This window comes from Mesorhizobium waimense (genome assembly GCF_003601975.1).
Classification (GTDB): Bacteria; Pseudomonadota; Alphaproteobacteria; order Rhizobiales; family Rhizobiaceae; genus Mesorhizobium; species Mesorhizobium waimense.
In genome coordinates, this window is record NZ_QZWZ01000001.1 from 193,989 (window position 1) to 205,543 (window position 11,555).

12 protein-coding genes are annotated in these 11,555 nt (G+C 63.8%); 5 read left to right on the top strand and 7 right to left on the bottom strand.

The genetic code is table 11. The features are described from left to right. Positions 1–100: 100 nt before the first annotated feature. The 3 genes from D3227_RS00995 to D3227_RS01005 are packed head-to-tail and all read left to right on the top strand — an operon-like array spanning position 101 to position 3,541. On the top strand, positions 101–706 hold the full coding sequence (locus tag D3227_RS00995; RefSeq protein ID WP_120011824.1) for a TRAP transporter small permease subunit: 606 nt from the start codon (positions 101–103) through the stop codon (positions 704–706). Continuing rightward, the gene (locus tag D3227_RS01000; RefSeq protein WP_120011825.1) at positions 703–2,493 is read left to right on the top strand and encodes a TRAP transporter large permease; all 1,791 of its coding nucleotides are present in this window, start codon (positions 703–705) and stop codon (positions 2,491–2,493) included. The genes D3227_RS00995 and D3227_RS01000 overlap by 4 nt, the downstream gene beginning before the upstream one ends. A gap of 19 nt (positions 2,494–2,512) precedes the next feature. Next, a complete protein-coding gene (locus D3227_RS01005; protein WP_120011826.1) occupies positions 2,513–3,541 on the top strand; it encodes a zinc-dependent alcohol dehydrogenase family protein in 1,029 nt (342 codons plus the stop codon). Positions 3,542–3,647: 106 nt separating this feature from the next. On the opposite strand, the gene D3227_RS01010 is transcribed toward D3227_RS01005, so the two are convergent. After that, positions 3,648–4,757 carry a TRAP transporter substrate-binding protein gene (locus tag D3227_RS01010; protein WP_120011827.1) on the bottom strand — a complete coding sequence of 370 codons (1,110 nt, stop codon included), beginning with the start codon at positions 4,755–4,757 and terminating at the stop codon, positions 3,648–3,650. 304 nt (positions 4,758–5,061) lie between these two features. Here D3227_RS01010 and D3227_RS01015 point away from each other — a divergent pair, with 304 nt between their 5' ends. After that, the gene (locus D3227_RS01015) at positions 5,062–5,835 is read left to right on the top strand and encodes a gamma-glutamyl-gamma-aminobutyrate hydrolase family protein (protein WP_120012185.1); all 774 of its coding nucleotides are present in this window, start codon (positions 5,062–5,064) and stop codon (positions 5,833–5,835) included. A gap of 9 nt (positions 5,836–5,844) precedes the next feature. Here D3227_RS01015 and D3227_RS01020 read toward each other — a convergent pair whose 3' ends face one another. The 5 genes from D3227_RS01020 to D3227_RS01040 all read right to left on the bottom strand — a co-directional run bounded on the left by D3227_RS01020 (position 5,845) and on the right by D3227_RS01040 (position 9,988). Then, positions 5,845–6,255, bottom strand: a complete 411-nt coding sequence (locus tag D3227_RS01020) for a hypothetical protein (RefSeq protein WP_167480558.1) — start codon at positions 6,253–6,255, stop codon at positions 5,845–5,847. Positions 6,256–6,416: 161 nt separating this feature from the next. Then, positions 6,417–7,400, bottom strand: coding sequence for a 2-hydroxyacid dehydrogenase (locus tag D3227_RS01025; RefSeq protein ID WP_120011829.1), 984 nt, complete (start codon positions 7,398–7,400; stop codon positions 6,417–6,419). After that, on the bottom strand, positions 7,397–8,419 hold the full coding sequence (locus D3227_RS01030) for a LacI family DNA-binding transcriptional regulator (RefSeq protein WP_120011830.1): 1,023 nt from the start codon (positions 8,417–8,419) through the stop codon (positions 7,397–7,399). The genes D3227_RS01025 and D3227_RS01030 overlap by 4 nt, the downstream gene beginning before the upstream one ends. 68 nt (positions 8,420–8,487) lie before the next feature. After that, positions 8,488–9,372, bottom strand: coding sequence for a DMT family transporter (locus D3227_RS01035; RefSeq protein ID WP_167480574.1), 885 nt, complete (start codon positions 9,370–9,372; stop codon positions 8,488–8,490). A gap of 208 nt (positions 9,373–9,580) precedes the next feature. After that, entirely contained in the window at positions 9,581–9,988 is a 408-nt protein-coding gene (locus D3227_RS01040; RefSeq protein ID WP_120011832.1) for a DUF2000 family protein, read from the bottom strand. A 35-nt stretch (positions 9,989–10,023) separates the two neighbouring features. Here D3227_RS01040 and D3227_RS01045 point away from each other — a divergent pair, with 35 nt between their 5' ends. Next, a complete protein-coding gene (locus tag D3227_RS01045; RefSeq protein WP_120011833.1) occupies positions 10,024–10,896 on the top strand; it encodes an AraC family transcriptional regulator in 873 nt (290 codons plus the stop codon). Between the two features lie 166 nt (positions 10,897–11,062). On the opposite strand, the gene D3227_RS01050 is transcribed toward D3227_RS01045, so the two are convergent. Further along, positions 11,063–11,533 carry a MarR family winged helix-turn-helix transcriptional regulator gene (locus D3227_RS01050; RefSeq protein ID WP_120011834.1) on the bottom strand — a complete coding sequence of 157 codons (471 nt, stop codon included), beginning with the start codon at positions 11,531–11,533 and terminating at the stop codon, positions 11,063–11,065. Positions 11,534–11,555: the final 22 nt, after the last annotated feature.

Consider the following 11,555-nt stretch of genomic DNA (forward strand, 5'->3'; position numbering starts at 1 on the left):
CGTGTTGACCCGCCGAGCCACGCACGGCATACCGTTGGGCCACAGTGGCGCGACGGAAAATAAGGGGAACCGGCGCGCCTCCGACATCAGGGAGGAATGCATGGCAGGGCTTCTCGCTCTATCCAGAACGATTGACCGTGTGAACGAGTTCATCGGCAAATGGGTGTCGTGGCTGATCCTGCTGGCAATCCTGGTGAGCGCCGGCAATGCCGTCATCCGTAAGGCGTTCGACATTTCGTCCAACGCCTGGCTGGAACTGCAATGGTACCTGTTCGGCGCCGCCTTCATGCTGGCCGCCGCCTACACGCTGAAGCAGAACGACCATATCCGCATCGACATCGTCTACGGCATGTTCTCGCGTCGTGTGCAGCACTGGATCGACCTGCTCGGCCACCTCTTCTTCCTGATGCCGTTCGTGACGCTGATGGTGATCTATTTCGTCCCCTATGTGTCGCTGTCGTTCCGCAGCGGCGAAATGTCGAACAATTCCGGCGGGCTGATCATCTGGCCGGCAAAAGCCATCCTGCTGGTCGGCTTCTTCCTGCTGGCGCTGCAGGGCATCTCCGAGATCATCAAGAAGATCGCCATCATGCGCGGCGACATGGACGATCCCAATCCCTTCATATCGGCGCATGAACAGGCGGAGCTCGAGGCCAAGGCACTCGCCGAAGAAGCCAAGGCGCTCGCCCAGGAGGTGCGCCCATGATCGAGTTCATCGCCCAGAACATGGCGCCGATCATGTTCGCCTCGCTGATCATCTTCCTTTTGATCGGCTATCCAGTTGCTTTCTCGCTCGCCGCCAACGGCCTCATGTTCTTCTTCATCGGTGTCGTGCTGTCGCCCTATTCGGGCGGGTCGATCAACCTGGCCTGGCCGCTGCTGCACGCGCTGCCCGACAATTTCTACGGCAGCCGGGTGATGTCCAACGACACGCTGCTGGCCATCCCCTTCTTCACCTTCATGGGCATCGTGCTCGAACGCTCCGGCATGGCCGAGGACCTGCTCGACACCATCGGCCAGCTGTTCGGGCCGATCCGTGGCGGCCTGGCCTATGCGGTGATCTTCGTCGGCGCGCTGCTGGCAGCCACGACGGGCGTGGTGGCGGCGTCCGTCATCGCCATGGGCCTGATCTCGCTGCCGATCATGCTGCGCTACGGCTATGACCGGCGCCTGGCATCCGGCGTCATCGCTGCTTCCGGCACGCTGGCCCAGATCATCCCGCCCTCGCTGGTGCTGATCGTGCTGGCCGACCAGCTCGGCCGCTCCGTCGGCGACATGTATGCCGGCGCGCTGATCCCCGGCCTGGTGTTGACCGGCATCTACATGGCCTACATCCTGATCATGTCGATCGTCCGGCCGAGTTCCATGCCGGCGCTGCCGCTGGAGGCCCGCACGCTCGGCCATGGCGTGCTGTCGCTGATCGCGGCGCTGCTGGTGACAATAGCGGTTTCCTATGCGGCCTATCGCTATCTAGCGCCGGCGCATGGCGACAATGCCGACATCCTCGGCGCCACGATCGGCGTGGTCCTGATCTACATCGTGGCGATCGCCGACCAGCGGCTGAACTTCAACATGATGTCCAGGCTGGCGCAGCAGGTGATTATCGTGCTGATCCCGCCGTTGGCGCTGATCTTCCTGGTGCTGGGCACCATCTTCCTCGGCATCGCCACGCCGACCGAAGGCGGCGCCATGGGCGCCGTCGGCGCGCTATTGATGGCGGCGATGAAGGGGCGGCTGTCGCTTGACGTGATCAAGCAGGCGCTGGCCTCGACGACCAGGCTGTCGTCCTTCGTGCTGTTCATCCTGATCGGCGCGCGCGTGTTCTCGCTGACCTTCTACGGCGTCAACGGTCACATCTGGGTCGAGCATCTGCTGACGTCGCTGCCGGGCGGCGAGGTCGGCTTCCTCATCGGCGTCAACATTCTGGTCTTCCTGCTCGCCTTCTTCCTCGATTTCTTCGAACTCGCCTTCATCATCGTGCCACTTTTGGCGCCGGCCGCCGACAAGCTCGGCATCGACCTGATCTGGTTCGGCGTGCTGCTCGGCGTAAACATGCAGACCTCCTTCATGCACCCGCCCTTCGGCTTCGCGCTGTTCTACCTGCGCTCGGTCGCCGCGCGCGTGCCCTATCTCGACCGCCTCACCGGTAAGCAGATCGCGCCGGTGACCACCGGCCAGATCTACTGGGGCGCGGTACCCTTCGTCTGCATCCAGGTGATCATGATCGGGCTGACCATCGCCTTCCCGCAAATGGTGATGCACTACAAGGGCGCGGCGGTCGATCCCGGCACGATCGACATTCAGCTGCCGGACATGCCTGGTCTGTCACCGCTGGGCGCGCCGCCGGCGGATGGCGGCGCACCGGCCAATGGCGGCGCTGCACCGGCGGCACCTGCCAACGACCTGTCGCAACCACCGAACTTCGGCGATGCTCCGCCCGCCAAGCCGTCGCCGCCGGCAACTGACCTCTCGCAGCCGCCGAATTTCAACTGATGCTGGAGGCTCGACAGAAATGAAAGCGGTCCGCCTGGAGGCAGTGGGCCATATCGCGCTGCGTGAGGTCGGCAAGCCGTCCGCCGGGCCGGACGACTTGCTGGTGCGTATCGAGGCCTGCGGCGTCTGTGGCACCGACCGGCATCTGTTCCACGGCGAGTTCCCTTGCAAACCGCCGGTGACGCCCGGGCATGAATTTTCCGGCATAGTCGAAGCGGTCGGGGCTGCTGTCTCCGGCTTCTCCGTCGGCGACCGGGTCACCGGCGATCCCAACATCGCCTGTGGCCGCTGCAAGCATTGTCACGCCGGCCGGGTCAATCTCTGCAGCAATCTGAATGCCATCGGCATCCACCGTGACGGTGGCTTTGCCGACTATGTCGTGCTGCCGCAAAAGCAGGCGTTTCTTCTGCCGGCTGATCTCAGGCCGACGCATGGCGCCTTCTGCGAACCGCTTGCCTGCTGCCTGCACGGCGTCGATCTCGCCGCGATCAAGCCGGGCGCTTCGGTGGCCGTGCTCGGCGGCGGCGTGATCGGCCTGCTCACCGTGCAGTTGGCGAAGCTCGCGGGGGCAACGACCATCATCCTGTCGACGCGACAGGCCTCGCGGCGCTCCCTTGCCGAGGATATCGGCGCGACGGCAACGGTCGATCCAGCTGCGGTCGACGTCATCGATGCCGTCGCCGGATCGGCGGGGCTGGTTCCCGGCGGCGTCGACGTGGTGTTCGAATGCGCCGGCGTCCGCGACACCGTCGAGCAATCGATGCGGCTGGCCAGGGCCGGCGGCACGGTCATCATCGTCGGCGTGGTGCCGCAAGGCATGAAGGTGGCGTTCGAGCCCTTCGACCTGTTGTTTCGGGAGTTGAAGGTTTTGGGCTCCTTCCTCAATCCTTACACCCATGGCCGCGCTGCCCAACTCATCGCCTCGGGTGCGATCGAGATCGATAGGCTGATCTCCAGGCAGGTGACGCTCGAAGAGGCACCGTCGGTGATCGCCAACCCGCCGGCTCCGGGCGAGGTCAAGGTGCTGGTGATGCCACGCAGCAGTTGAAGTGCCCGGCCAGGAGGATACCAGTCGAGGCCAACATTGCGTTGGCTAAAAGAAGAACCCCGGGCGAAGGAGCCCGGGGTCTTTTTGAGCAGGAAAGTCGAAGTGTCTACAGCTTGCCGTTGCGCTGCTGGACCATCATGAAGGTGTCGTAATTGTATTCGGCCACCTGAGCCCAGAGATAGTGCTCCTTGCGGAACGCCTTGATCGAATCCCAGATCTTCTTGAACGGCGCGTTCGAGGCTTCCATTTCGGCATAGACCTCGTTCGCCTTTTCGAAGCAGGCGGCCATGATCTCCTGGCTGAAGGGCTTCAGCTTGGCGCCGCCGGCCACCAGCCGCTTCACCGCCGCAGGATTGAGATGGTCGTATTTCTGCAGCATGTTGGCGTCGGCCGCCTGGGCGGCGGTGTGCACCAGCGACTTGTAGGCGGGCGAAAGCTCTTCATATTTCGCCTTGTTGAACATCAGGTGGACCGTCGGTCCGCCTTCCCACCAGCCGGGGTAGTAGTAATAGGGCGCGACCTTGTAGAAGCCGAGCTTCTCGTCGTCATAGGGGCCGACCCATTCGGCGGCGTCGATGGTGCCCTTTTCCAGCGCCGGATAGATGTCGCCGCCGGCTATCTGCTGTGGCACGACGCCAAGCTTGGCGACCACCTTGCCAGCAAAGCCGCCGATGCGCATCTTCAGGCCGGAAAGGTCGGCGACCGTGTTGATCTCCTTGCGGAACCAGCCGCCCATCTGCACACCAGTGTTTCCGCCCGGCAGGCCGAACAGCCCCTGCGTGGCGAGGAACTCGTTGAACAGGTCGATGCCGCCGCCATGATAGTGCCAGGCATTGATACCGCGCGCGTTGAGCGAGAACGGCACCGCCGCGCCCAGCGCCCAGGTCGGATCCTTACCCCAGTAATAATATGCCACCGTGTGGCAGGCCTCGACGGTACCGGCGGTGGTGGCGTCGGCCGCCTGCAGACCGGGGACGAGCTCGCCGGCTGCAAAAACCTGGACCTGGAAGTTGCCGTCGGTCGCTTCCGACAGCATCTTGGAGAAGACCTCGGCGCCGCCATAGATCGTATCGAGCGACTTCGGGAAGGACGAAGCCAGCCGCCACGTCACTTTCGGATTGGACTGGGCGATAGCGGGCGCGGCAAGCGTTGCGGCCGCCGCCGCGGCCCCTACACCGGTTACGCCTGCCTTGCGAATGAATGAACGACGATCCATGCAGTTCCTCCCTTTTGGATCAGCAGACCAATTTTCGGGAACATCCTCGATTTCCCGGCTCGGCCTGGGGCGAAACAATACACAGGCAAAAGGTCGAGTCCAGCGCGGCAGCCGGATTTGACGACGGCGCATTCGCGGAATTCGCAGCGCCGGCGCACGGCCTGCAACTATAGTCTAATGCTAAATCCCGACCCGATTCCGTGGCCCATAAGGCGCGATGAAACTTGTCATGGAAAAGTGCCTTCGGATCGCCTATTTTGTAGGCAGAATAATTCCTTAGCTCCCAATGGATACCGGACCCAAAATGCAGCAGCCGCTCGTCGCCATCTCGACCGACGTCCGCCAATTCGACAACTACACCTGGCATGCCGCCCCGCAGCAATATCTGGAGGCGGCGATTTCGGGCGCCGGCGTCTTCCCGGTGCTGGTACCTTCCTTCGGCGATCGGCTCGATTTCGATGAACTCTTGTCGTCGGTCGACGGCGTCATGGTCACCGGTTCGAAATCGAACGTGCATCCCTCGCTCTATGGCGGCGATGCCAGCGAAAAGAACGGTCCTTACGATCCGGCGCGCGACGCCACGACGCTGCCGCTGATCCGTCGGGCGGTAGAGCGCGGCGTGCCGCTGCTCGCCATCTGCCGCGGCATCCAGGAAATGAACGTGGCGCTGGGCGGCACTTTAGCCACCGAGATCCAGGAACGCGAAGGCACGCTCGACCACCGCGCGCCGGTGAGCGACAATCAGGACGAACGCTTCGCCATCCACCAGAAAGTGTCGATCAAGCCCGGCAGTTGCCTGGCAGGCGTGTTCGGCGCGGGCGAGATCACAGTCAACTCCGTGCACCGCCAGGCGGTCGACCAGATCGGTCCGAAGCTGCAGATCGAGGCAGTCGCCGACGACGGCACGGTCGAGGCGGTCTCCGTGCGAGACGCGCGCGCCTTCGCAGTCGGCGTGCAATGGCACCCTGAATATTGGGTCAAGTCGGACGGTAACTCGGCCAAGATATTCCGCGCCTTCGGCGACGCCGTGCGCCTGCATGCGGCGGCGAAGTCCGGCGCGCGCGCCGCGGCGGAATAATCCCGATTATCAGTTGCCGGCAGCCGAATAATCTCTGTCGGCTGCCGCCAGCGACAGCAGCGGCAACGCGGGTGCGTAGGATTCGTAGCCGTCGCCATCGGCAACGGCAAAGGTGACGATCGGATCGGTACCGTTGACGCTGAAGGCAACCGTGCCGTCGTCCTGCTCGCGCCAGAATTTCGCGCGCTCGATGCCAGGCAAAAGCCGGCGGCAGGTCGAGGCGATCGTCAACAGCGACAGACCGTCCGAGACTTCAGCGCCGCGATGGACAGTGCAGGCGGCTTCATCGCCATTGGCCGTCAGCCGGTAGGTGCTTGCCGGTGCGGCTTCGCTGGCGACACTTGCGCCACTGCCGCCGTGGAAAAGCTGGACGCCGCCGGCCAGCGCGGCAACCGCAATCAGTGCTGAAAGCGTCTTCACTCTGTTTCTCCGCGCATTCGAAGGCGCGGCAGCGCGCTTCAAAATCTTGCCCTGATGCATGAACCCAAAACCCCTGCGGGTTTTTGAGAATATGCATAACGAAGTATGCAGGATGATTTCAAAGCGTTAAGCCGACGTTAATAAGTGTGGCGGGCCATCGCTCAGCCGCCCGCTTTCACATGCATCGTCTCCGGCACCGGGGTCAGCGGCCGGCGCTCGGCAAACCACGACACCAGATTGTCGACGCAGAGGTCCGCCATGCCCCGGCGGGTATGCTCCGATGCCGAGCCGACATGCGGCAGCAGCGAGGTGTTGGGCGCTGCCAGCAGCGCCTCCGGCACGCTGGGTTCGTCGGCAAAGACATCGAGCCCGGCAGCGGCGATGGTGCCGTTGGCAAGGGCCGCGGCAAGCGCAGCCTCATCCACCGTGCTGCCGCGACCGATGTTGATGAAGACGCCGTTCGCTCCGAGCGCCGACAGGATCTCCGCATTGACGGCCTTTTCCGTCGAAGCGCCGCCCGGCGCCACCGAGATCAGCGTGTCGACCGCTTCGGCAAGCCCCTTCAGCGTCGGATGATACTGATAGGCCAGGCCCTCGACCTGGCGGCGGTTGTGATAGGCGACCGGCAGGCCGAAGGCTTCCAGCCGCCGGGCAATGGCCAGCCCGATGCGACCCATGCCGAAGATGCCGACGCTGCGGCCGCGCAAGGTAAGCCGACTCAGGCGATAGGCGCCGTTCTTCACCCAGCTGCCGTCGCGCAGCCATTTCTCGGCGGCATACATTTCGCGCACGGTGTTGATCAAGAGGCCGATCGCCGTGTCGGCGACCTCCTCAGTCAGCACGTCGGGCGTATTGGTGACCATGATGCCGCTTTGCGCGGCGTGGCTGGCGTCGACCGAATCATAGCCGACGCCGAAATTGGCGATGATCTCGAGGTTGGGCAGCGCATCCATCAAGGCGGCATTTATCCCGCCGAACGAAGCGATGCCGCGCACCGTGCGCCGCATCTCCTCGGTGACAAGAGCCGGGTCGGCCTGTTCGATCGTCACCCGCTGGAATGCCTGGTCGATGCGGCCGATGGCGTGCTCGTTGAAATGGCCGGGCACCAGAATGGCGACCGGCTCTCCAAGTTCAGGCTTTGTCATGCACGCTCCACCGGCTTGCCGGTCGACTGACGCACATGCAGTTCCGGCTTGATCAGTTCCTGCGACGGCCGCACCGTCTGTCCGTTCAGCTTGTCCAGCAAGGCGCTCGCGGCGCGACGGCCGACCTCGCGCTGGCCGTTCCAGACCGTGGTCAGTGCCGGCGTTGCGATCGCAGCCTCCTCGAGATCGTCATAGCCGGTGACGGAAATGTCGACGCCCGGCACCAGGCCAGCGCGCGCGATGCCGTTCATCAGCCCGATGGCGACGAGATCATTCCAACAGCAGGCGGCAGTTGGCTTGTCTTTGAGCGCCAAAAACTGTCCAGCGGCCTCGAAACCGGCCTGCTTGGTGCGCGGCCCGGCGATGCGCCAGGACGGCCTGACCTCGAGCCCCGCCGCTTCCATGGCGTTGACATAGCCCTGATAGCGGTCGCGGCCGGTCGAGGTCTGGTCGGTGCCGCCGATCATGGCGATGCGCTTGTGGCCAAGCGAGATCAGGTGGTTGGTGGCAAGCCCAGTGCCATAGGCATCGTCGCCGCGGAAGACCGGCACGTCGGCCCCGGCGACAGAGCGCGCGATCAGCACCGCCGGCAGGCCGTTTTCCTCGGCCATGATGATGTCTTCGGCAGGTGTGCCGATGGCCGGCGACATGATGACGCCGTCGGCGCCAAGCTGCAGCAGCGTGTCGATGAAGGTGCGCTGCTTTTCGAGCTGGTCGTAATGGTTCGACAGGATGAAGGTCTGCCGGCTGCGGTCGAGCTCGCTTTCGATCGAGCGCAGGATCTCGGCGAAGAAGGGGTTCATGATGTCGTGCACGACGACGCCGACGATGCCCGAGCGCGAGGTGCGCAGGCTGGCGGCGCGGCGGTTGTAGATATAACCGATGGCGCGGGCATGTTCCTTGATGCGGTCGCGGGTGCTGCCGGCGACCAGCGGACTGTCGCGCAGCGCAAGCGATACCGTGGCCGTGGACACGCCAAGGGCATCCGCGATCGTCGAAAGCTTGATCTTCTGTGCCAGCGCCTTGCGCTCCCCGAAGCGATTTAAACTGTTTAAAGGCGGCTCTTATGCCATCGATCGGGAGCAAATCAAAGTTTTTTTGCCAGCGTTTCCGCCTCCGCGTCCAGCGCCGCGTGATTGCGCAGGCGAAGCCGGTGTTCGCGATGAATGATGTAAAGGCCGCTGGCGACGATGATGGCCGCACCCACCAGCGTCCAGCGGTCGGGAAACTGGTGGAAGATGATCCAGCCGGACAGGATCATCCACACCATCTGCGAATAGGGGTAGGGGGCGAGTGCCGTGGTCGTTGCCAGGCGATAGGCCTGGACCAGGAGCCAATGGCCGGTGGCGCCGAACACGCCGAGCATCAAGAGGACCGACCAGTGCCAGGCGTCCTGCGGCAGCGACAGCGAAAACGGCAGTGTGGGCAGGAGCAGCACCGCCGGCGCCAGCGCCGAAAACAGGATGAGGCTCTCCGAAGTCTCCGTGGCCGACATGCGGCGGGTCATGATGACATAGAAGGAGTTCGACAGCATCGAGCCGAGCGCAAGGAGATGCCCGATGCCGAAAACGCCGACGCCCGGTCGGGTGATGACGAGCACGCCGACAAAGCCTGTCAGGATCGCCAGCCAGCGGCGCCAGCCTGCCCATTCGCCGAGCAGCGGGCCGGCAAGTGCGGTGATCACCATCGGGCCGAAGAAGTAGATCGAGGTGGTCTCGGCCAGTTGCAGGGTTCGCAGCGCCATGATGTTGCACATGGTCGATCCGAACAGGAAGGCGCCGCGCAGAATGTGGGCCCACAGATTGTTGGCGCGAAAACGCGACGGCTCGCGCCATCCGCGCAGAAAGACGCCGACCAGCAACACATGGACGGTGAAGCGGGCCCAGGCGACGATCAGCGCCGAGACGCCGGCCAGCACGAGATACTTGCTGCTGGTGTCGAGAAAGGTGAAGCAGACATAGGTGGAAAGCATCAACAGCATCGCCGCCGGCGGCGTCGCGCTTTCGTCTGGTTTTCTGGGAACGCTCAATTTCGGGCCGGAAGGAAAGGTAGATAGGTCACCTTTGCGGCAATCGCCGCCTGCCGGCAAGCCAAAAGCGACTGGCACAACAAGCGCCGGCGACAGGCTCAGAGCGAGACGGCATCACCGGCAGAACGCTGCGATCCAACCCGATTCTGCTTCAGGCGTGCATGCGGGCGCCCTTGGTGATCTTGTCGACCAGTTTCTTCTCGGCGCGCAGCGCGATCCCGACAACCTTGGCGTCATCTGGGGCGAATTCGGCGAAGACGGCGCGGTTGGCGGCGTCAAAGCCGGTCGAGAACATCTCCTCGACATAGAGCGACGTCGTCACGCCGCGCTCCAGAGCGCGCCGGTGGATCGCGCCAAGTGTCGCGCCGTCGGCCGAGAGCACGATGACCGGCTGGATCGACAGCGGGTTGTAGATGTTGCTGGCACGGTCGCGATAGGGCTCGCCGATGATATCGGCAAATTGCGCGACGACGCCGCTGGTCAGGAAGGCGGTGACGTTGAGTTTCTGCCAGACGGGAAGATCTTGCCTGAGCACGATTGCAAATTTCGTATCGAACATGAGACAGTCGCCAGTTCCAAGGTGTTGTTGAAGCGATGACGCACGATCTAGGCCGGGAGGCCCTCCAGGGTCTTGAACGTTTGTGCTGGGATGCGGCCGAAGATGGCATCGTCTCGGCGCCCGACACGGTCGGCATCGAGCGCATCGAGGCGCGTTTCCATGGCAACGCCTTCGATCTCCACCGCCACGATACCTACGCGATCGGGGTGACGCTGCACGGCGTACAGAGCTTCCGCTATCGCGGCGCGGCGCATCACAGCCTGCCCGGCCAGATCATCGTTCTGCATCCCGATGAACTGCACGACGGCGGCGCAGGCACCGAGGATGGCTTGCACTACCGGATACTCTATCTGGAGCCGTCGCTGCTGCTCGACTGCCTGGGCGGCGCCCCATTGCCTTTCGTCGAGGATGCCGTGGTGAGCGATCCGGCTTTACGTGGCACGCTGCTTTCCGCACTGGCGTCGCTCGATGAGGAACTGGACGAGTTGTTTGTCGCCGATTTCATTGCGCAGCTGGCACAGAATCTGGAGCGCCATGCCGGACAGCCGGCAAAGCCGATGGAAAAGACGGCTTGGCGCGCCGCAGCACTGGCGCGCGACTATTTGGAAGAGAATGCCGAGCGGGCGGTGCGGTCCGATGAACTGGTAGCCGTCACCGGTCTGGACCGCTATGCGCTTTCGCGCCATTTCCGCGCGACCTATTCCACGAGCCCGCACCGTTTCCTTTTGATGCGCCGGCTGCAGCGGGCACGGCGCATGATCGAGGCGGGAGAGGCGCTGGCCGAGATCGCCATTGCCGCCGGCTTCAGCGACCAGAGCCATTTCAACCGTCATTTCAAGAAGGCATTCGGCCTGACGCCGGGACGCTGGTCGGCGCTTGTGCGCGGCCCATCGGCGGCGGCAGCGTAGACCCCCGCTCACGAAGGTGAACAATGCACGCCGGACGACGCAAGATGCATCGCCGGTAGAGGACGACGCAAGATGCGTCGCCGGTAGAGGACGACGCAAGATGCGTCGCCGGTAGAGGACGACGCTTTCGCATCGCGCAGGCGAGACGACGCTGACGCGTCGCTCGTCAGTCATCGAGATCGGCGTCGTCGTCGATCAGCACCAATTCCTCGTTCGAGAGATTGGCTTCGATGCGGGCGAGCAGCTTGAACAGCGCCTTCTGGTCTTTCTTGTCGAGGCCCTTCAGCGCCTGCTTCTCGGTCTTCTTCACCGATTTCTCGATGGCGTGGATGATCTCGCGGCCGGTCCCGGTGAGGAAGATGTGAGCCTGACGGGCATCGTTCACCGAAGCGCGCTTTTCCAGGAAACCCTGCGCCTGCAGCCGGTTGATGGTCTTGGTGATGGTCGGCGGGCGCACGCCGAGGCGGCCGGCGAGGTTGCCCGGTGTCTGGCCGTCCTCGCGGTCGAGCGACAGCATGATCTGGTCCTGTCCGGCATAGAAACCGTGCGCCAGAAGCCGCGCGGCAAGTGCCGTACGCGCCAGCCGCGCCGCCGAATGCAGCCGGCTCATTGTTGCAGTTTTGTCCGCCTTGGCCATGGTCATCCCTCTTCGGCCGAAC

Bases quoted from the DNA above. Each gene is read 5' to 3' on its own strand.
- D3227_RS00995 (WP_120011824.1), top strand. From the start codon at position 101: ATGGCAGGGCTTCTCGCTCTATCCAGAACGATTGACCGTGTGAACGAG.
- D3227_RS01000 (WP_120011825.1), top strand. From the start codon at position 703: ATGATCGAGTTCATCGCCCAGAACATGGCGCCGATCATGTTCGCCTCG.
- D3227_RS01005 (WP_120011826.1), top strand. From the start codon at position 2,513: ATGAAAGCGGTCCGCCTGGAGGCAGTGGGCCATATCGCGCTGCGTGAG.
- D3227_RS01010 (WP_120011827.1), bottom strand. From the start codon at position 4,757: ATGGATCGTCGTTCATTCATTCGCAAGGCAGGCGTAACCGGTGTAGGG.
- D3227_RS01015 (WP_120012185.1), top strand. From the start codon at position 5,062: ATGCAGCAGCCGCTCGTCGCCATCTCGACCGACGTCCGCCAATTCGAC.
- D3227_RS01025 (WP_120011829.1), bottom strand. From the start codon at position 7,400: ATGACAAAGCCTGAACTTGGAGAGCCGGTCGCCATTCTGGTGCCCGGC.
- D3227_RS01035 (WP_167480574.1), bottom strand. From the start codon at position 9,372: ATGCTTTCCACCTATGTCTGCTTCACCTTTCTCGACACCAGCAGCAAG.
- D3227_RS01040 (WP_120011832.1), bottom strand. From the start codon at position 9,988: ATGTTCGATACGAAATTTGCAATCGTGCTCAGGCAAGATCTTCCCGTC.
- D3227_RS01045 (WP_120011833.1), top strand. From the start codon at position 10,024: ATGACGCACGATCTAGGCCGGGAGGCCCTCCAGGGTCTTGAACGTTTG.
- D3227_RS01050 (WP_120011834.1), bottom strand. From the start codon at position 11,533: ATGGCCAAGGCGGACAAAACTGCAACAATGAGCCGGCTGCATTCGGCG.